The 19,864-nt window shown below is 46.3% G+C and carries 21 protein-coding genes; 6 read left to right on the top strand and 15 right to left on the bottom strand.

The features are described from left to right. Positions 1-387, top strand: coding sequence for a spore coat protein GerQ (gene gerQ, locus ACQCN2_RS01440; protein ID WP_426927504.1), 387 nt, complete (start codon positions 1-3; stop codon positions 385-387). Positions 388-456: 69 nt separating this feature from the next. Here gerQ and ACQCN2_RS01435 read toward each other — a convergent pair whose 3' ends face one another. After that, a complete protein-coding gene (locus ACQCN2_RS01435; protein ID WP_426927101.1) occupies positions 457-1,404 on the bottom strand; it encodes an L-lactate dehydrogenase in 948 nt (315 codons plus the stop codon). 278 nt (positions 1,405-1,682) lie between these two features. Here ACQCN2_RS01435 and ACQCN2_RS01430 point away from each other — a divergent pair, with 278 nt between their 5' ends. Together ACQCN2_RS01430 and ACQCN2_RS01425 are read left to right on the top strand one after the other, a co-directional pair. After that, positions 1,683-2,393 (top strand): Crp/Fnr family transcriptional regulator, encoded by a 711-nt coding sequence (locus ACQCN2_RS01430; RefSeq protein WP_426927100.1) that lies wholly within the window; start codon positions 1,683-1,685, stop codon positions 2,391-2,393. 146 nt (positions 2,394-2,539) lie between these two features. Next, positions 2,540-3,253 (top strand): polyphosphate kinase 2 family protein, encoded by a 714-nt coding sequence (locus ACQCN2_RS01425; protein ID WP_426927099.1) that lies wholly within the window; start codon positions 2,540-2,542, stop codon positions 3,251-3,253. Between the two features lie 64 nt (positions 3,254-3,317). Here the strand turns inward: ACQCN2_RS01425 and ACQCN2_RS01420 are convergent, their stop codons facing one another. The 6 genes from ACQCN2_RS01420 to deoD all read right to left on the bottom strand — a co-directional run bounded on the left by ACQCN2_RS01420 (position 3,318) and on the right by deoD (position 9,420). Next, a complete protein-coding gene (locus tag ACQCN2_RS01420) occupies positions 3,318-4,514 on the bottom strand; it encodes an alanyl-tRNA editing protein (RefSeq protein WP_426927098.1) in 1,197 nt (398 codons plus the stop codon). 80 nt (positions 4,515-4,594) lie between these two features. Further along, entirely contained in the window at positions 4,595-5,413 is an 819-nt protein-coding gene (locus tag ACQCN2_RS01415) for a methyl-accepting chemotaxis protein (protein WP_426927097.1), read from the bottom strand. A gap of 78 nt (positions 5,414-5,491) precedes the next feature. Then, positions 5,492-5,998, bottom strand: coding sequence for a DinB family protein (locus ACQCN2_RS01410; RefSeq protein WP_426927096.1), 507 nt, complete (start codon positions 5,996-5,998; stop codon positions 5,492-5,494). 16 nt (positions 5,999-6,014) lie between these two features. Further along, a complete protein-coding gene (locus ACQCN2_RS01405; protein ID WP_426927095.1) occupies positions 6,015-7,226 on the bottom strand; it encodes a restriction endonuclease subunit S in 1,212 nt (403 codons plus the stop codon). Then, on the bottom strand, positions 7,223-8,641 hold the full coding sequence (locus ACQCN2_RS01400; protein ID WP_426927094.1) for a class I SAM-dependent DNA methyltransferase: 1,419 nt from the start codon (positions 8,639-8,641) through the stop codon (positions 7,223-7,225). The genes ACQCN2_RS01405 and ACQCN2_RS01400 overlap by 4 nt, the downstream gene beginning before the upstream one ends. 80 nt (positions 8,642-8,721) lie before the next feature. Beyond that, positions 8,722-9,420, bottom strand: coding sequence for a purine-nucleoside phosphorylase (gene deoD / locus ACQCN2_RS01395; protein WP_426927093.1), 699 nt, complete (start codon positions 9,418-9,420; stop codon positions 8,722-8,724). Between the two features lie 186 nt (positions 9,421-9,606). Between deoD and ACQCN2_RS01390 the strand changes: the two genes are divergently transcribed. After that, positions 9,607-10,860: an ATP-binding protein gene (locus ACQCN2_RS01390; RefSeq protein WP_426927092.1), complete on the top strand. Its 1,254-nt coding sequence runs from the start codon at positions 9,607-9,609 to the stop codon at positions 10,858-10,860. Between the two features lie 370 nt (positions 10,861-11,230). Here ACQCN2_RS01390 and ACQCN2_RS01385 read toward each other — a convergent pair whose 3' ends face one another. The 6 genes from ACQCN2_RS01385 to ACQCN2_RS01360 form a co-directional block, all read right to left on the bottom strand. Next, entirely contained in the window at positions 11,231-12,784 is a 1,554-nt protein-coding gene (locus ACQCN2_RS01385) for a DHA2 family efflux MFS transporter permease subunit (RefSeq protein WP_426927091.1), read from the bottom strand. Continuing rightward, positions 12,771-13,436 carry an HlyD family efflux transporter periplasmic adaptor subunit gene (locus ACQCN2_RS01380; protein ID WP_426927090.1) on the bottom strand — a complete coding sequence of 222 codons (666 nt, stop codon included), beginning with the start codon at positions 13,434-13,436 and terminating at the stop codon, positions 12,771-12,773. The genes ACQCN2_RS01385 and ACQCN2_RS01380 overlap by 14 nt, the downstream gene beginning before the upstream one ends. 4 nt (positions 13,437-13,440) lie before the next feature. Further along, positions 13,441-14,094: an HlyD family secretion protein gene (locus ACQCN2_RS01375; RefSeq protein ID WP_426927089.1), complete on the bottom strand. Its 654-nt coding sequence runs from the start codon at positions 14,092-14,094 to the stop codon at positions 13,441-13,443. Further along, the gene (locus tag ACQCN2_RS01370; protein ID WP_426927088.1) at positions 14,091-15,353 is read right to left on the bottom strand and encodes an efflux RND transporter periplasmic adaptor subunit; all 1,263 of its coding nucleotides are present in this window, start codon (positions 15,351-15,353) and stop codon (positions 14,091-14,093) included. The genes ACQCN2_RS01375 and ACQCN2_RS01370 overlap by 4 nt, the downstream gene beginning before the upstream one ends. Positions 15,354-15,356: 3 nt before the next feature. Further along, positions 15,357-15,947 (bottom strand): TetR/AcrR family transcriptional regulator, encoded by a 591-nt coding sequence (locus ACQCN2_RS01365; protein ID WP_426927087.1) that lies wholly within the window; start codon positions 15,945-15,947, stop codon positions 15,357-15,359. Between the two features lie 213 nt (positions 15,948-16,160). Further along, positions 16,161-16,631, bottom strand: coding sequence for a DinB family protein (locus ACQCN2_RS01360; protein ID WP_426927086.1), 471 nt, complete (start codon positions 16,629-16,631; stop codon positions 16,161-16,163). Between the two features lie 211 nt (positions 16,632-16,842). On the opposite strand from ACQCN2_RS01360, the gene ACQCN2_RS01355 reads away from it, so the two are divergent. Continuing rightward, positions 16,843-17,358 carry a hypothetical protein gene (locus tag ACQCN2_RS01355; protein WP_426927085.1) on the top strand — a complete coding sequence of 172 codons (516 nt, stop codon included), beginning with the start codon at positions 16,843-16,845 and terminating at the stop codon, positions 17,356-17,358. A gap of 86 nt (positions 17,359-17,444) precedes the next feature. Here the strand turns inward: ACQCN2_RS01355 and ACQCN2_RS01350 are convergent, their stop codons facing one another. Together ACQCN2_RS01350 and ACQCN2_RS01345 are read right to left on the bottom strand one after the other, a co-directional pair. Then, the gene (locus ACQCN2_RS01350) at positions 17,445-17,966 is read right to left on the bottom strand and encodes a DoxX family membrane protein (RefSeq protein ID WP_426927084.1); all 522 of its coding nucleotides are present in this window, start codon (positions 17,964-17,966) and stop codon (positions 17,445-17,447) included. A gap of 88 nt (positions 17,967-18,054) precedes the next feature. Next, positions 18,055-18,405, bottom strand: coding sequence for a winged helix-turn-helix transcriptional regulator (locus tag ACQCN2_RS01345; protein ID WP_426927083.1), 351 nt, complete (start codon positions 18,403-18,405; stop codon positions 18,055-18,057). A 104-nt stretch (positions 18,406-18,509) separates the two neighbouring features. Here ACQCN2_RS01345 and ACQCN2_RS01340 point away from each other — a divergent pair, with 104 nt between their 5' ends. Next, positions 18,510-19,784, top strand: coding sequence for an MFS transporter (locus tag ACQCN2_RS01340; RefSeq protein WP_426927082.1), 1,275 nt, complete (start codon positions 18,510-18,512; stop codon positions 19,782-19,784). The last annotated feature ends 80 nt before the right edge of the window (positions 19,785-19,864 follow it).

The following is a 19,864-nucleotide window of genomic DNA, read 5'->3' as shown; positions in this document are numbered from 1 at the left end:
ATGGGAATGGGAATGCCAATGCAACCAATGATGCCCATGCAGCCCATGCAGCAAATGATGCCGATGCAACAAGTTACGCCCGTTCAGCCAAGTGGAAGCGCAATCCCCGGTACACCAACTGGTTTTGTAGAAGAATCTTATATAGAAAATATTTTACGTATGAATTTAGGGAAAATGGCTACGATTTACCAGACTTTTGAAAACAACAGCGAATGGAACGCCAAAGTATTCAAGGGCATCCTCGAAGCAGCTGGACGCGACCATATTATTATTAGCGATCCCACAACAGGTCGTCGCTACCTGCTCTTGATGGTGAACCTAGATTACATTACGTTTGATGAGCCCCTAAATTACGTTCGTCCACAACTGCCACCTGGAGTTCGATAAGCTGTTCCATACGAAAAACCGACTTGGGCCATTAGCTAAGTCGGTTTTTCTATTCGTCAAAATGTGTAATTAGGCGAACCCGATTTCAACCAGGAACTGTTTGAGCGTGTCTGCCGAATGTTTTAATTGAGCTTCTTCTTGTTCTGTGAGAGGTAATGGGACGAGATGTTCTACGCCATTTTTTCCAACGACAGTAGGTACTCCGATACAAACTCCGCTGATTCCCTGGTAATCTTCCAGATAGGAGGAAACAGGAAGTACGGAGTGTTGATCTTTCAGAATGGCTTCGCAAATACGGGCGAGCGCCAAGGCGATCGCATAATAGGTGGCGCCTTTCTTTTGGATGATTTTGTAGGCTGCCCCCTTGGTGTTCTGATAAATTTCCTCTTTATGCTCATCGGATAAATGCCAACGAGAGTCTTGATCGGTTTTCTCAGGAAGTAAACCAGACACGTACATGGAACTCCATACAGGAACTTCCGTATCACCATGCTCACCCACGATTAAACCGTGAACACTTCGCGGATCGACCCCCATCTTCTCAGCGATGAGATAACGGAAACGCGAGGTGTCCAAAAGTGTTCCCGAACCAATGACTCGGTTCTTATCCCAACCGGACAGCTTTAACGCAACCTGCGTCAAGATATCCACCGGGTTGGTGGCAATCAGTAGGATCCCGTTCTGATTGTACTTCGTTATCTGTGAAATGATGGAATCGAAAATCGAGACATTGCGATTCATCAGGTCGATCCGCGTCTCACCTGGACGTTGGGCCGCACCAGCGGTAATTACAATAATGTCTGCATCTTTACAATCGGCATAAGTCCCCGCTGTTATTTTCATCGTATTGGCAAGCAACAGACCATGATTTAAATCGAGTACGTCACCCATTGCCTTGTCTTCGTTGGCATCAATAATAACCAATTCATTAGCCAATCCTTTTAATAAGACCGTATAGGCAAAAGTAGCACCTACTGCTCCACTACCGATCAATACAATTTTTGAAGAAATTCCCATTTAATTCACTCCACATACGTTCATTATTGTGCATCACCTCTCCCTTACATCCAGACCCTTCGTCTAACGGGACATGCAGGCTTGAAAAAAGGATTGAAAACTAAGGGATGCTTTTGTTAGTATTGTAACAAATTTCCCTTTCATTCATGTGACTAAATTCACTGCAAAATTCTCAAAAGATCGTCACACGAACTCCTTGATTCTTCTTCTCGTTTATTTGTTATACTTTACGTAAGACTAACTTACTTTATTTACGTGTATGATGAGGTGATCAAACAATGCCCCCCAACGGGCTATCTTTTGCCGAACAAATCTCATCGGCATTTACCGCACAACTCGAATCCAAAGCGACGCTCCAGACGTTCAAAGCCCCACATGTATTGTTTAACGATGGTGATAAAGCAGACTTTGTTTATCTTATTTGTTCAGGCTCCCTGAAACTAATGAAAACGACCATGGATGGCAAGGAACTGACCTTGCAGGTTTGTGGTCCAGGGGAATTAGTTGGAGTCGTAGGCATATTTGAAAAGAACCTGGTGTACAATTCCACAGTAATCGTCATGGACGTCTGTGAAGTTGCCATTGTACCTCGCGCAACCCTCGAAAATCTGCTGCTTTGCAACAGTGAATTCTGCATAGAGTTCATGCGTTGGATGGGAAGGGTCCATCGTCGCACTCAATCTAAGTTCCGCGATTTACTTTTGAATGGAAAAACAGGCGCACTCTACTCGACATTAATCCGCATGAGCAATTCGTATGGGGTGCCTCAAGAAGACGGCAGCATCCTAATCGATTTATCCTTAACCAACCGTGACCTCGCTCAATATATAGGACTGACTCGCGAAAGCGTAAATCGGATGCTGGCAGAGCTTCGCAAGCTGGATGTAATTGATATACTTCCACTGGGACATATCCTGATCAAAGATATTCATTACCTTAAGACAGCCATTCATTGCGATGATTGCCCACCTGATATTTGCCAAATATAGGGAAATATTACGAAACCCCGTTCCTCATTGACGGGGTTTTTTCGTAAATTTTTTCCTTTTCTCCCTTTCACTCCAAGGATGTCTGTACTACAATTCTTATTAGGATACATAGTGAAGGACGAGCCTAACGCAAGGAGGAACTCACGATGCTTGAAAAGATGAATCTTAATCAGCAATACGAAACTGAAAAGGATTATAAAGCGGAATTGAAAGAATATCAGTTGGAGCTTTTACTGTTGCAGCGCGAGCTTCATCAGGCGGGAATCCCTATTCTTATCGTCTTTGAAGGCTGGGATGCGGCGGGTAAAGGTGGCGCCATTCGTCGTCTCACCGAGCGATTGGACCCTCGTGGTTTTCAGGTTCATTCGATTGCGGCACCAGATGGAATTGAAGCCAAGCATCATTATTTGTGGAGATTTTGGAATCGTCTGCCCCAAAAAGGAAGTTTCGGAATTTTCGATCGTTCCCATTATGGTCGGGTATTGGTAGAGCGGGTAGAGAAGCTGGCTCATGAGCATGAATGGAAGCGAGCGTATGATGAAATCAACCAGTTTGAAAAAATGCTGACGGATGATGGATATTTAATCGTGAAATTCTGGCTTCAAATCTCCAAGGATGAACAACTTAAACGCTTTGAGGAGCGTCAAAAAAATCCGTTTAAACAGTGGAAATTGACAAAAGAGGATTGGCGGAATCGGGAAAAATGGGAGGATTATGAGGCGGCGGTAGAAGAAATGCTATACCGTACGAATACCCCTTACGCCCCATGGACACTGGTTGAGGCCGAATACAAATGGCACGCGAGAGTTAAGGTGCTAAAGACCGTTGTCGACATGATTAAAGCCCGTAAATCTATATAAAACGTTGCAAGTTTGCTTCTGAAGACAAAATCCCCGGGGCTCCGGGGATTTTGTCATGCGCAAATTATCCTTGAAGATAGATTTTCGCTTGCTGCAACACTTCTTCGGGATGCAGAGGAATAGCTCCTCCACCTTGAGCCATCTCCGGTTTGCCTCCGCCTTTTCCCCCGATATGCGGAAGTACCTGCTTGAGCAGAGCGGCTACATCCACTTGAAGATTTGCGCCTCTCGCAAAAACCAACTGGCATTTATCCGTTACGGAAAGAAACAGCGCGAGGCAATCCTGGTCCGCCGTCGTCAATTGTTGGGCTAACTGCTGTAATTCCTGCATGCTTCGCCCTTGGTATACCTTAGAGATCATTCGCATCCCTTGGTGAAGCTCCGCATGCTGAAGCAGATCCTTTTGTTCATAGCTAATCAGTGTGGCTTTGGCCTCTTGCAAGAGCTTGGCGGTTTCTTTTTGCTCTTCCATCAATCGGCTGACTTGAGCGGGCAGCTCTGATTCCGTGCACGTCAATAACCGCGTCACTTGTTGCATAATCGCTTGCTGCTCACGGGTAAACTCCAGCACCCGAGAACCCGCAATAAAGCTGAGACGAACTCTACCTCTCTGCTTCTCCCAGCCTAACAGCTTGATCATTCCTACTTCGCCTGTCCGACGCGGATGTGTACCTCCGCAGGGGTTATAATCAAAGTCCTGGATGATCACCAAGCGAATATTGTCTTCAACCGTAGGCGCTTTGCGCAACGGATAGGATGACAACTCCTTTGGATCAACGAATTTTGCTTCGATTGCCCTGTTTTGCGCGATGACCTGATTGGCGAGGTCTTCCGCCTTACGCAACACGTCGTCCGAAATTGAAGGGGTCTCAAGGTCAATCGTAACCACTTCACGTCCCAGGTGAAAGCCAACTGTCGGAAGTCCGGCTACCTCTTCAAAGGACGCGGACAAAATATGCTGACCTGTATGCTGTTGCATATGATCAAAGCGTCGGTTCCAATCGATTCTTCCCTGCACGCTGGTGACAGATTCAGAGAAGGCTTCTTCGAGATAATGACGAACTTGTCCCTCTACTTCCTCTACCTGTATGACTTTGGCACTGTTCAGAGTTCCCTCATCACAAGGCTGACCTCCGCCGGTAGGGTAAAAAGCTGTTTGATCCAGCACAACGTAAATTCCTGTAGTATCTTCCCCACGCTGGACAATCTCCGCGTTAAAATCTTGTATGTAGGCATCCTGATAATAGAGTCTATCTTTCATAACGTCCTCTTTTCTTCTAATGGTTATTACTTGCATTACTATAAAAGTAATACAAAATCACGTTAGAATAAAGGGCGCGTCTATTTAAATGTAGCTTGCACCAACCGATCTGCCGTTTGGGCAATGTGATCGAACGCATGATGGAGCTCTTGCATACTGGCCGAATGCTCTTCTGTATAACTCGCGATTTCCTGAATGTTTTCGTTAATACGCTCAACCGAATTGCGGATGTGTTGAAGTTGGTCGTGGATATTTTTGGCGGAACCCTTGCTTTGCTCGGCCATTTTGCGAATTTCGTTGGCGACTACGGAGAATCCGCGTCCTTGTTCACCCGCCCGTGCTGCTTCAATGGCTGCGTTAAGTCCCAACATGTGGGATTGACTTGCCACTTCCTGGACGAAAGCAAGAACAGAATGAATTTCTTGGATATCCCGAATCATCGTCTCCGATTCACTTAATAAGTCTTGTAGGCGATTCGCCATATCTGTAGAGGAAACCGAAACTTCATGAGTCGTTGCCGTCATTTCTTCGACAGTAGCAGAGAGCTCAGTGGCGCTCGTCCGAATGGTATCAATTTTGTCGGCTGTTACGATCGCACTGACGACACCTATTACTTTTCCATTTTCAATGATTGGGTTGGCTGTAGCGATATAAGCGATTCCAAAATGCTCAGCTCCACGTTCCTCTTGAAGGATTTGTCCTGTCTTGAGTGTTTTGTAAGTGACCGAGTCTTTAAAAACTTCAATCGACGCCCCAACCGGAACCTTCAGGTCGATTTTTTTACCTGGGAGAACTCGGAGAATTTTCTCTGTATCGGCCATAATAAGATAAGCGTCCTCCGGATACGTAGCTTGATAATATTCCATTGAATCCATAATGGACTGTAATTTAGCAGACATATGAACACCCCGTGTATGTTTGATTTCATCTTCTTATATTAATAAACATAATATTCTTAAAAAGAATAGCAGGAACAATTAGGAATCAAGTTCATTTGGATTGATGGAGAGAAATTGTTTGATGGGTGCAAGATGGTGCAAATCGTGTTCGATCATCCCTTTAAAATACAGATAGATACTGGTCTCTTTCTGTGATGAGGTGTACATAACAGCGGCAACCTCTTTCTCACTTCTTTTTGCAATCTCATCCAAAATTTTTTCCCGATCCAGGCAAAATTCCTGAATAACCGTTTCCTGACTAGCCTCTTCACGGGCGTACCTCGCCGCTTCTCCATTGAAGGCTTCCAGATCAATCTCCGCTTTGGGCAATATAGCCCCAGCATGCATGATTGGCATTCTCTCCTCCAAAATAAAGCGATCCCAAAACACCAAATGAGCAATCGTCTCGGCAACCGACCATTTTCCTGGTTGCATAGGAGTTAACCACAGATCATGATCAATACCAGACAACCCGCGAACATACGAAAGCATCTCAGCGAAACCAGTCAGTATCTCTTGTTTTCCCGATTGAATTGATGAATTCATCGCAATAACCTCCTGTTTAGTTAACTGAAAAGCCTGCAAAAGCCTCTCCTAAAATCGCCTTCTCCACTTCCTCCAGCTCCCCTGCTTCTGGAATGCACATCAGCCCTTTTTGATGATACTGGGTCAGCTGCTCCCAATCATTCACCACCTGAAGCTGGACCTCTAAAGGCGGCAGCAACACCTTCATCCGAAACAAATGCTTGCTATAGATAGCGGCTACGTTGGTGGTGGCACTCTTCATTCGCTGAAGCTGTGAGTTCCCCGAATTGGAATAGAAAAACCCCTGAATATACCGGGAGTCAACTCCATCCTGAAAGCGCATTCGCATCAGGTTGTTGTTAAACAGCAGCGGATATTCAGCCTGACCGAAGTAAACGGCGCTTTTCCCCACCAATTCCCAACTGTTGCGTGTGTTGATCACCAGGTCACCCTTCCTTAATTGGTAGTCGGCGATTTCTTGCTCGGTAGCCTCCACGCGCTTTAGATCCGTCAGGTCAAGTTCTCCGGATGACGTAATGTTATTCATCTTCATATATCCACAGCGATAATGCTCGGATTGCATCGCAGTAGAGCGTACCAGCCCGATTCGAGATTCCCGAACCAACTCCCCCAAGGTAGCCAATCTCCAGCCACTCGGAACCTTTTCCAGGGAGGTAGGATAAAGTTGATGGAGAATCGCCAATCTGCATTGGGTTAGCAAATTCGTTGATTCCCGAAGCAATTGCTTTACTAGCTGTAATTGATCAAGAGACTGCTCAATCCACCGGACAACTGCCTTTTGTTCCTTTAAGGGCGGCAGTGGAAACGGCAGATTCGAGAGTTTGCTCTTATTCACGATCGCGATCGTGGTTATCGTAGAACTCTCTCGCAGCATTCTCTGAAAGAACGGACTTCTCGTATAGTAGTAGGTAAAAGGCGGATAAACCACTTCACCCGGTATCAGACTGTTAATTTGCTGATTGGTCGTGACGGGAACACAGGAATAAGCTGATTTGCCGATGGTCCCGATGCAAGAGAGTAATGTGGCATGAGCCCCAACCACACGCGCCCTTTGTTTGCCGGCTTCACTCAAGTGTTCGGCGGCGTCCACCAGTCTTCTTCCTTGCTCGAGATCTTGCGGTTTGACAAAAGGGATACCTTCCCCATAATACGCGCCGTTTATCCGGGAGGGCGTAGAGCCTGTCACAATCGTATGCGCGTCACCCAGTCGAACCCGGCTCCACTTCATAGGCTTCTCCCTTTCCCTCTTCGCTTCAGCTCTTCAAGGAGGATGTGCAAATGCGACGTTGCCTGCTCAAGTTTGTGAAGGGCTTCTTCTGCCAAGGATTCGGGATCAAATGAAGGAGGATGTGTAACGCCCTCCTTTATTAAGCCTAGATCAAGATTGTCGTGATTGTCTCTGATTTGTTGACGCGAGTAGGAAGACCAGCGAGGATCTTGCACGGCTTTGCGATCCGAAGCGAGATAGGCGTCACAAAATACCGTAAAACAGTCTTCGGAAAGAGGCAGCTTCTTGCCATAGACGGGCATCTCGGAGCGCAGATCATAATACCAAACCTCCCGCGTATTGCCCTGATCTTCACAACCCCGCGTAAAAAAGAGGACACTGGTGTGAACTCCTGGGGCGTAAAAAATCCCTTTAGGAAGGCGCAGGATGGTGTGCAAATCGCATTTTTCCATCAAATCCGTTCGAATCTTCTGACCATCTCCTTCATGGAAGAGCACGTTATCCGGTACAATCACAGCGGCGCGGGAGAGGCCATTGGGGAGAAGCGAGAGATAAATATGCTGTAAAAAATTCAATTGCTTATTGTTTGACGGAAAAGGCAAGTCATCTCGCAGGCTTCGTTCTCCCCCTTTTTTGGCGCCAAACGGCGGATTGGTGAGGATCACATCATACAACGGTGAGCTGCTGTCTGCCTTGGCCAAAGAATCTTCCAAGCGTATGTCGCCCTTGATGTTATGAAGCAGGGCGTTCATCAGCGCAAGACGGTGGGTATCCGGAACCAATTCTGATCCGGTGAACGCTTCTGTCTGTTGGAAGCTGACTTCTTCCTCCGTTAAATCCCGATAATGATTGGTTAATGCGCGAACATGACGATCACAAGCAACCATGAACCCGAACGTGCCAGCTGCTGGATCGTGGCATCTCTCTTTTGGCTGTGGATTGATCAACTTCACCATTACGTTAATAAGTGGCCGTGGCGTAAAATATTGTCCGGCGCCCGACTTCTTCTCACTGGCGTTCTTGGCTAATAAACCTTCGTACAAATCCCCCAGTCCTTCGACGTCGGCATGGTACCAATCCAGTTCATTTATTGCCCGAATCAGCTTCTGAAGATTGCGGGGTTCTTGTATCTGAGTACTCGCATTCGCATAAATCTTTTGAATGAAGCCTCTTTCATTTTGCCCAAGATCATACAATAGCTGCGTGTAAAGGTTAAGGCAGGCCTCCCCTTCCGCTGCGACAAGTTGATCCCAACGGTAGCGTGTCGGCAGGTTATCCTCTTGTCCTGTTTCTTTTAGTAATTTTATGAACAGCAGGTAGGTGAGCTCGGTTACATATTGATGGTAAGTAATCCCGTCATCTCGCAGGATATGGCATAGGTTCCACAGTTTCTGTACAAATCCATGGATCGACATTTTGTTTACTCCAAGTCTTCTTAGTATTCCCACTATCAAAACGTGCTTCAAGTTAGTTAGAAAGGGATAAACTGGATTCGTTAGATGCTATCCAGTGCCATGACAATCATTTCATTGAAGGTTTTTTGACGCTCTTCCGATGAGGTTTCTTCGCCAGTCAAGATATGGTCGCTTACGGTTAAAACAGACAAAGCCTTCACATGGAACTTGGACGCCAGGGTGTAGAGTTCCGCTGTTTCCATTTCGAGTGCGAGAATATCGTAATCGGCCCATTTTTGGATGCTGGCTTGGTCTTCGTTATAGAAAGTATCACTGGTTAGAACGCTTCCGACATGAACAGAGAGTCCTTTATCTACTGCGTTTTCATACGCTTTTTTCAAGAGATGGAAGTTGGCTGTCGGCGCAAAATCAATTCCGTTGAAGCGGATGCGGTTCACTGCTGAGTCAGTAGAAGCACTCATGGCAAGGATGATATCTCTTACTCTCACATCCTTCTGGATCGCCCCGCATGTTCCTACCCGAATCAGGTTTTGGGCGCCATAGCTTTGGATCAATTCGTTCACATAGATAGAGATGGAGGGGATTCCCATTCCTGTTCCTTGAACAGATACTCGCTTTCCTTTATAGGTACCGGTGAAGCCGTACATTCCGCGAACTTCGTTATAGCAAACTGGGTTCTCCAAAAAGGTCTCGGCGATATATTTGGCCCGCAATGGATCTCCCGGCAGAAGAACGCTTTGGGCAATCTCACCTGGCTGTGCTCCGATATGTACACTCATCCTTCAACTTCTCCCTTCTAGTCAAACAAATCAAACACTTTCAAACTACCACAATTATCTGTAAAAAAACATGTCCAAATTGGTTCACTTCAATCCAGTGTCGTTCCATCTAATAAAACACTTGATCAGGCAAGGATTTCTAGTTACCTTATTTATATAGTCACCAAGAATAAGGCAGGTGTTGGAATGGCTAACTACTGGAAGGATATTCTCATCAACATTTCTTTCATCATACTACCTGTTTTTCTGTGCTTGGTGTTTTATACCGACCGTTTTCGTCTGAGCGGCAATCACAATCAGGTGCTGACCGGGGTATTATCCGCTATTAGTATTGCGCTTTGTATGAGGTTCCCTTTTGCCAGTGTTGATGGATATCTATTTGATCTACGGATGATTCCGTTTGTGCTAGGAATCTTGTATGGAGGCTTCTCGATCGGATTTCTCCTTACCTGCTTCCTCAGTATCTATCGATTTTTTCTTGGAGGAGCCGGGGTAATCCCCACCATGATCGTCACCAACTTTGTTCTGTTCGCCTTGTATAGACTAATCCCGCTTTATCACCGTCTTACGATTGGCAAAAAACTTCTGATGACAACCCTAATCGGATTCATCGGATCATGTATTCATAATCTTTTTTTTCTCTATTCCACACATCAAAGCGCTTCAAACATTGTTAATCGAATAGATTGTATCTTACTTCAAACCTTTTGTATGTTTTTTGTGACGTTAATGGTAGAGCGTTTACGAGAGAATGCGGCTTTAAAAGATAGGCTCCATCGAAGCGAAAAGCTGCGTGTGGTTAGCGAAATGGCTGCATCCGTGTCACATGAAATCCGTAATCCGTTAACCGTTACTCGCGGCTTTATACAATTCTTGCTTATCGATGAGCTCCCAGAAGACAAGCGCAAAGAGTATTTGAAGCTTTCACTTGACGAAATTAACCGCGCGGAGTCGATTATTACGGATTATTTGACACTGGCCAAGCCTCAATTGGAGAGTATCGTCCCCTTAAACCTGACGGATGAAATTCAATACGTTGTGGATGTAATGGCGCCATTCGCCACCCTGAATAATATCCAGATGGAAAGTTATTTCACCAATGATTGCGTCATTCAAGGAGACCGCCAGAAATTCCATCAATGCTTGATCAACCTGGTCAAAAACGGCATTGAGGCCATGCCCGACGGCGGCACGATTACGATTGGATGTTGTTCCTCAAACAAACAGGCCCAAATCGAAATCAAGGATACCGGTGTCGGGATGACCAAGGAACAAATCTCCCGTCTGGGTACCCCCTATTATTCAACCAAAGAGAAGGGGACAGGACTCGGAACAATGGTTGCTTTTCATATTGTTCATGTGTTGAAAGGCAAAATCCATATCGAGAGTCAGCTAGGCAGAGGCACCAGCTTTGTTATTTCCATTCCGACATCATCGTAAGGGAGAAAAGAGCTTCGTCCCTTTACGCTCTGTGGAAGTTCGCAATGAAGTGGGTAAGTCCGCTCCCTCAATCCGAAAGGGAGTCGCCAAACGCTTCGCGCCCCTACGGGGTTGGGTGGCGACTCTTTTCCCTTTCTCCTTTCCATCGCTAGGCTTTACTTCCAAGGAGGCTATGTTTCAACCCCCCGAAGAGAGGGGGGAAGTGGACGAAGCTCTTTTCTTGGTGGGCTTGCGCGAAAGGAAGGGAAGTATAAATTTCTTTCCTTTCGAAAAAAATTTCTACTTCCCGAATTAAATGAGAAAACCCTTCGTCCCCCAACCTTCCTGTAAACAAGAAAACCTGCTGCGCACGCAACAGGTTTTCTTTCATTTATTCCGCAAACACAGGGGCTTCTCCGGTATTTCTCTTCTCTTTTTTAAAGAGGAGTCCTAACGGTGCAAGCGCCACAATGATAAAGGAAAAGACCAGAAACACATCGCCAATCGCCCATGACGCCGCTTGTGCCATGACTTGTGAATTCATCATGCTTAGCGTTACCGCAGGAACGGAAGACGTATCGCCGACAGTGGCGAGCAGTCCAGTTGCGCTCTGCTGCATCATGCCCCAGCTGGGGGAGAACAGATCCAGATTCTCTGCCATCCGGTGCTGATGCAAGATTTGGCGATTCTCCATCAACACCGTAGTCAGCGCGATTCCTATTGAACCGGCCACATTACGTACCAGCGTAGTGAGAACTGAAGCAGCTCCCGCTCGTATTGGCGGCAAAGTATTAACTCCCGCGGTATTCACCGGCATGAAGGTAAGCCCCATACCCAATCCGCGGATGACCATTAACATACTGATGACACTGGATGGTGTCTCTGTAGACAAGGTATGCAATTCATAGGTACTGAGCAGGATCAACGGAATGCCGACCATAATCAGCGGCCTTGCTCCTACCTTGTCGAACAGTTTGCCAGATATAGGCATCATCGCACCCATCGCCAACGCTTGGGGCATCAGCAACAGACCTGTCTGGATCGCCGAGTATCCGCGGATGTTCTGCAGATAAATTGGAATCAGGATGACACCTGTAATCATGGCAATGTAAAGCCCGCAGCTTAACACCGTACTGTACAGGAAGCGTCGGTTCAAAAAGAGGCGTAAATCCAACACCGGTTCAGCATGGTTCAACTCCACGACAATCAGGAGGGCCAGCATCGTTGTCGCTGTTACGAACAGCATGACGATAGAGTATGAACTCCATCCCCAGCTCTCTCCCTCTGCAAGGGCGAGCAGGTAGAAAAACGCACAGCCTGATGCCAAGAGCAGCCCCCAGAAATCAAATCGCCCCATCTGTCTTCGTTGTGTCTCGGGCAACAAGATCTGGCATAACAAGACCCCAATTAGTCCGATTGGTACATTAATCATAAAAAGCCATCGCCAACTGTAATGCTCCACAATCAGACCGCCGAGTGTAGGACCGATGGATGGAGCTACGGCCATGGATAATCCGAAGATCCCCATTGCAGCACCCATCTTATCTCGAGGGATAAAGCGGAACATGAGAGCCATCCCGACTGGCATGATCAGGCCGCCGCCAATTCCTTGAATGACGCGAAAGGCAACCAGACTCGGGTTATTCCACGCTAACCCACACAAGAGCGAGCCAATCGTAAAACTTCCCACAGACCAGGCATATAGTCTTCGGTAACCGAATCGTTCACCCAAATAGGTGGTAATCGGAATAATCGCTCCGGAGACTAACATATACCCTGTCAACACCCATTCAATCTGTTTGGTATCGACACTAAACAGTACCATTAATTTGGGTAAGGCTACGTTAAGGATGGACGTATCCAGAATTGCCATGAATGTACCGATTACGATAATCAGCGTGGTCGTCATGACGCCCGGTACTTTTCTTTCTTCAGAAGAGCCCATCTTGATCCCCCCTTACATGTATGGCTATTTCCGCACCGGTTCCCGGGATAATGTTTACATCCGGTATAAGGATTCGTACGGGGACAAGTTGTTCTTCTCGCGGTTGTTTTCGAGTAGGAGTCAGAGAGATAAGAGGCCACACCGCAGTTTCAGTTACTCCTTCAATCCTTGAAACAATTCCCTTGTATTTCATCTTGCCATTGGTATCCAGCTGCACATCAACAACCTGACCCACACGCACACGATTTACTTCATCCTCCGTCAATCGCGCTTCCACATAAGTCGTTGTCAGGTCACCAATGGCAACAAGGTTTTGGCCGCTTGATACGACTTCCTGATTCTGAACACCAACTCGCAAAACCCGACCGCTAACCGGAGCGAGAAGCGGCATTCTGACCCCCGGAGTCGGCGATGCAGGTCCCGCCTGTATAACGCCTATCACTTCATTGGCCCGAACCTCTTGATTCTCTCGGATATCCAGCTGAATCACCCGTCCAGTTGCCGGGGCCTTCAAGACAGAGAATTCTATCTTCGCGCGAGCATCGTTCGTTTCCACGTAATTCTGGTGATGAATCCAGTAGTAACCCGATATACCTGCACTTACCACCAAATAGATGGAGATGATCATGATGATCATTCGTTTCGCTTTCATCGCTTCATCCCCCGGTGGAAATGTTAACCACAGCGTTCATGCCTGGCAACAATCGAAGCCCACCCTGATCCAGAATCTTGATTTTCACCGGAATACGCTGGGTCACCTTGATGAAGTTGCCGGAAGCATTCGAAGTAGGCAAAAGCGAGAAGGCACTATCCGCGGCAAGTCCTACCTCCTCGACGATTCCTTGAATATCATGGTTAGGAAAGGCATCAACCTGAATGGTTACAGGTTCGCCCACTTTTACCCGCTCGATCTTCGTCTCATCAATTCGGGCCGATACGAACACGTTATCTAGATTGGCTAACAGAAAAACACGCTGTCCGGGAGCTACCGTTTCCCCTGGAGTCATAAACTTTTTGATCACAACACCCGTGCCAGGTGCCTTCACCAGCGCGGCATCACGATTTTGCAGCGTGGTATTCTTCTCTTCCAATCGGGCAAGTGTCTCTCCCGCGTTGACCGAATCGCCTTCTTTTACCCGCACTTCCGTTACTCTTCCGGAAATCTCCGGACTTACTTTGACGAGATCTCCATCAACTCGAGCATCATCTGTCGTGACATAATGAACGCTGTCCCAATAGCTTTTCGCCCCGAGTGAACCCCCGCCGACGACCAAGAGAGCGAGGATCAGTAGGCCAATTTTCTTTTTCATTTGCTGTCCCCCTTCTCATAGTAGACATCAATCGGGTCTCCGTCCTTTAATTCATCCTGTCCGACGACGATGATTTTATCTCCTGCTTGCAAGCCATTCACAATTTGGATCGTGGTTCCATCAGTCGCTCCGGTCACTACAGGACGAGCGATCGCCTTCTTCCCGTCTGTTACCATGACCAACCGCTGATCTCCACGTTTGACGATTGTCTCTGCCGGAACAGTAATAGCAGCAGATTGATCATTAGTAGGCAATGTGACTTCGGCATACATGCCCGATTTCCATTGACTGCGATCACCCGGCAGACTTAATTTGACGGGATATTCCTTGCTTGTTGAATTCGAAATTGGTGAAATGGCCAGAACCTTGGCGTCAAATGGTTCTGTGGAAACTTGTTCAACACGAACCTTCAAGGTCTGTCCTACCTTGAGCGTGTTGATCTGGTCTTCCGGCACATAGGCTTCCACCACCGCGACCCCGCTCACAATCGTCAACAGCGGCGCACTCGTGGAGGCCGTCTCGCCAACGTGAATGTTTTGCGTTGCGATTTTACCAGAGATTGGTGCAGTTATAACGGTATTACTTTTGTTAATCTCGGCTAGGTTTACGGCAGCCTGCATTTGTTCAACGGTTGCCCGCAGGTTCTCGAGGGACGCTTGAGTCGCACCTTCCTTGGCCATGCTCTGCTCCTGTGTCACTTGTTGCAGGGCTGTTTGGGCTTGCGTATATGCCAGGTTGGCGGCATCCAGCTGGGATTGCGGAACGGCTCCCTGATTGAATAAGGTTTTAATGCGATCCAGATTGAATTTGGCATTTTCCAGAGTTGCCTGAGCGGATTGGATTCTGCCTTGAATTTGGATCAGTTGCTGAGAACGAGTTCCGTTCTTCGTATCCTCCAATCGAGCCTGTGCGCCGCGCAGTCCAGCCTGTGCTGATTCCAAAGCGGCTACATAATCCTTGTCATCCAGATAAATCAAAGGTTGACCCGCTTTCACTTCCTGACCGACGTCAGCCAGCACTTTTGTTACACGCCCCTGGATTTTGGACATAACCGCGGATTCCGTATCCCCCATGACGCGACCTACTGCCATTTTGGCTTTTTTCAGATCAGATTTGCCCACCTGCTGTACGACAACCTTTTGAACCCCGATTGTTGAACTTGTAGCAACACTTGAACAGCCAACGAGTGATGCGGCTAAGAGACAAATGAACGCTGCCTGAGCAGATGCTTTCGTTACTGTTTGCAGATGATTTCTCAACGATTAACCCCCCTGTTTCCATCCAGCTAACATCATTTTTACACTTTCCTGAATAAACTCCTCGTCAATCTCAGGCAAGTACTCAATCCCCAGCATCTGTTTATGAAAAAAAGACGTGAGAAAATGGCCAAAAAATAGATTGACCATAATCTTTGGATTGTGAGGCGCAAGCTCGCCTGATTTGATTTTCTCTTCAAAATAAGTCTCCATTAACTTCCGCGCATTTGTAACTACGTTGATAAACAGGGATAAAATTTCAGGATTTCGCAAACTTTCTCCAATGATGACCGCCATCATCTCTGATCGAATCCGTGCCCCATTGATCAATAGCGTAGCGATGTGAACAAGTCCCTCTTCAACGGGCAGTTTCAGAGTCGCGGGCAAAACTTCGGAATAGTAAGGGATTTTATCCGCCAGCGCTTCCTTAAAAAGCTCTTCCTTGTTGGCGAAATAATGATAAATCACGCCAACCGTCACATCACAATGCTTCGCGATATCTTTAATTGTCGTCCTGTCATATCCATTACGGCATGCGAGATGAACCGCCGCTTGTTTCAGCATCTGTCGGCGATCCACCGTCTGCTTCTCTGACAACTTTCATCCTCCTCATTAACGTGTATCCTACTTCAAACTCCTAAATAACTATTCAGTTACTTTTGTAGAGACAACAATCCCTAAATAACCGTTCAGTTAGCATTGTTATTTTTGCATGAGTAGCCAATTCCTGTCAACCAGATTTTATCCAAGGAATTTTCGCTTTAGAACATTTTGGCGCAAAGAAAACCTCTTGATTACAATTTCAAGAGGTTAATCCCAAATCATCGGTCGATCAATCGGAATCATTCGTAAATATTGCAGGAGCTGACCCGTGTGCACCGCTTCATGATAAGCGACGCGAAGCAGGAAATCTCCTAGCCCCCGGATATATCCCACATCCGTGCGATCAATTGTGATTTCTGTCAAGTCTTGAGGAGTAAGTGTTTGAATCATTTCCAGAAACGCTTGATGATGCTTCTCTCCGAATGCGATCTCATCAACGATTGAAGTCAATTCCCGATCATCGAAGGGGGATGTGTACTCCTTTAAGCTTGCGCGATTCAGGATCGTATGATGATAATAATGCTGGCTTTCTAACACATGCCTGACGAGCTCGATGCAGCTCATCGCTTCCCCATCAGGTCTGTAGTCTGCATATTCTGTAGGAATGGATAACCAAACCTCTTTGCTTCTCCTCCGAGCTTCTACTAGATTCCAGATAATTAACTCAATTTGTGTCATCCTTAACTCCTCCCGCCTCCCAATATTCGGCAGGGGAATCTTTTTTCCTTCATTTACTCGATAAAAACTATTGCAATACTCTTTATGTATTTAATGTAAAAATATTCTCATTTCAGTATCTACTAAGAATTATTTGGCACAAGGAAGTTGGCAAGAAATCAACTCATCCTCACGTTCGTACTCTATAATAGAGAGACTAGGAGTGGATTTAATGAGTTCAGTTATCATCGCCATCTGCTTTACAGTAGGATTAATTATCTATAACCATACCGTCGCGAAGGAAAAAGGGATCGCCAATGCCCATAGAAGCGTAAGAATATTTGTTTTTCTGTTTACATTGTCCGCATTTTTGGGTTCATTGGTCTTACCTGCCACGCTGTTGTTTGGAATCATGTGGGTTACCTCTCAGCTGTTTCCCAACGCAATCATGAGCCCCTCTCTTCTGTCCTTGCTTCATCTTAGTATCTTGGCTAGCTTTTCCATTTTTCTATATGATTTATTTATTGAAACTCCCTTACAAATCGTTGTGAAAAAGTTAAAAATCCCACTTGGGTTTCTGGCCTTTACCGCAATCGCAGCCGAAACGACGATTCTGCTATGGCTGACATCTTTTTGGGTGACAGATGTAACCCTCACCGTTACGGGTACGTTGTTGGTGAGCGGGTTTCATGTCGCTTGCAGTCATCTGCTGGATGGTTGGTTAACGAAACGCTCCAGACAGTCGTAAGAGGGCTTACGCGAATGGAAGGAATGTTACAAAAAATCCGAGGAATGCTCCTCGGATTTTTTTAATGGTGAATGAATTTAGATTACCTACCGATAGGTTTTGACCGTTTCGGGTTGATACTCGCCTCGCCCGAATAATTTTCTCAAATAAGGCAAGAGGAAGTAGTCTACACCGTATTTACCAGCGTTGGCGCCAGCGGCAAGTATGATAAAACCAATCATGATCATCCAGGGGTTTACAGAAACCGTACCGGCATAAAGGAACATGAAGTTCATCAGAAGTCCAAAGAACATGGCCGCTGTTGTTAAGACTCCTAGCAGCAAGCCTAGACCAACCAGGAATTCACCCCAAGGCACCAAGACGTTAAATAGCTTCACGTTGGGAAGAGCAAAGTTTTGCAGAAATGCTGTGAAAGTCGGATAGATCGCTTCCCCTGCTTTTGCTACAGGTTTCGCTATCGCACCAGTTAAAAATCCAGATGCGTCGAATGGTTTAGGACCCGTTAATTTGCCCCAACCGCCAGTGATCCATTCCCAGCCAAGATATAATCGAATAATAAGTAAGAGTCCTGCCGCAAATTTACTTTGTCTGAGCCAATTCATGATCATATTGCTCAACTCCTTTTGTCTTTCTGATTTGAGTGTACATCTCAGATAGACAAGGAGTTGTGAAAAAAATCACACCTCGTCACTCGAATTATGAACTTTGGGTTGATTCTGTTGGCATCGATAAACCTTTGGAGAGATGCTGCTTCCCCCACTCACTCATCATTTCCAGGAGAGGAGTGAGTGACTGTCCGTACTCGGTCAGTTCGTACTCTACTTTCAGAATTTTGCCGTAATATTCAACACGCTTAATTAAACCGTCATCTTCCAACTCATGTAAGGCTTGCGACAGCATCTTGCGTGTAACCTCTGGGATCAAGCGATTCAATTCGCCATAGCGGTATTTCTGATGACTCAGATGCCACATAATCCGAGACTTCCACTTGCCTCCAATCGCATCTACAGTAACCTCCACTGGGCAGTAGTATTTCTTTTTGGTCATACACATCCCCCGTCTCATTCAAGACTAGTTACAAAAAAGTGCCTAATTGTTGTGAAACCCACGCTCCCCTTATAGTGAAAACGAACGATGAGAGGAGGATCTGGATGAAACCAATCACAAACTGGGTCACAACTGTACGGAACTACCATATTTCTACCAAATACATCTTACTATGGAATATCTTATTTTGCACAGGATTTGGAAGCTATATGGTCTTATACAACCTTTACCTCAAAGAAGTAGTCGAACCGCAAGTAATTGGGCAAGTAGTGGGAATCAGCTACCTGTTCTACGCTCTTTTTTCACCGCTCGCAGGGTTATTAGCCGATCGAATTGGCTCAAGAAAAAGTTTACTGATCGGATTGTTTCTATTGTCCTGTGGTTTTATCGGAGGAGTTTTTGCTGAGCGCTCTGTTTTCCTCTCCCTTTGGGCGGTTCTGCTCGGAGTTGGGCAATCCTTTACGATCGTCATGTTCGTGCCGATTTTGACTGAATACTCCAAGCCGGAAGAACGACTTCATTTATTCAGCTTTGCCTATGGCTTGGGGACGTTCGCTACATTTCTCGGCACATTCGGATCAGGCATTATCGCCGATCAAATCGCTCGATGGTGGCAGGTTCCTTCACTCATCAGTATCCGCTGTGTGATTCTCATCGCGGCGTGCTTTCTTTTGATCAGTACATTGCCACTGTTTGCCATGCAAAATAAACGGAGAATGGTTAAAAAGGAAATGTCACAATCACTTGAAGCCACAAACGGGAATCCATCACGTCAATCCACGCAAGCCATGAAGCAGTATGGGATCACAAAATTTCTCGAAGGATTAGGTGTAGGACTGGTTATCCCCTTCATGAATTTGTTTCTTGCTAATCGATTTGGGCTTGATACCACCATGATCAGCGGAGTGTTGGCGCTAGCGACTTTGGGGACCGTTGTGATGATGCTATGCAACCCTCGCATCACCCAAAAGACTGGCGAATTCAAAACACTTCTCCTCTACTTGATGATCGGCCTTCCCTGTCTTTTGGTGATCGGCACATCGACGAATTTGTTATTCGCAGCGCTTGGATTTCTGTTATTTCGATCCATGTTTTATGCCATGATGCCAATCCAATCCAAAATCATCATGGAACAGGTGGAGGAAACCAAAAAAGGGTTGACCTCAAGCATCGGCTTTACAACGACGACAATCGGAACCGGAATCGCCAGTCCGCTTAGTATGTACGTCGTGACCCATTATGGCTTCTACTGGGGATACCTGATCCTATTTTTACTCTCCGCAATCTTCATTGCTTCGTCCGTTGGGTATTTCTATCACCGATTTATGAAAAAAGAGAAACTTCCGAGTTCGCTCCCGATGACAAGTTTGGCAAAATAATAGGGCTAAATGGAGATGGAAAATGGAAAAAAGCAGGGGAATCCCCTGCTTTTGGCGTACTTCATTCTATACATATTTGA

Origin of the sequence: Brevibacillus ginsengisoli (genome assembly GCF_050113715.1) — a bacterium.
Classification (GTDB): domain Bacteria; phylum Bacillota; class Bacilli; order Brevibacillales; family Brevibacillaceae; genus Brevibacillus_H; species Brevibacillus_H ginsengisoli.
This window is presented reverse-complemented; position numbering and strand designations above follow the sequence as displayed.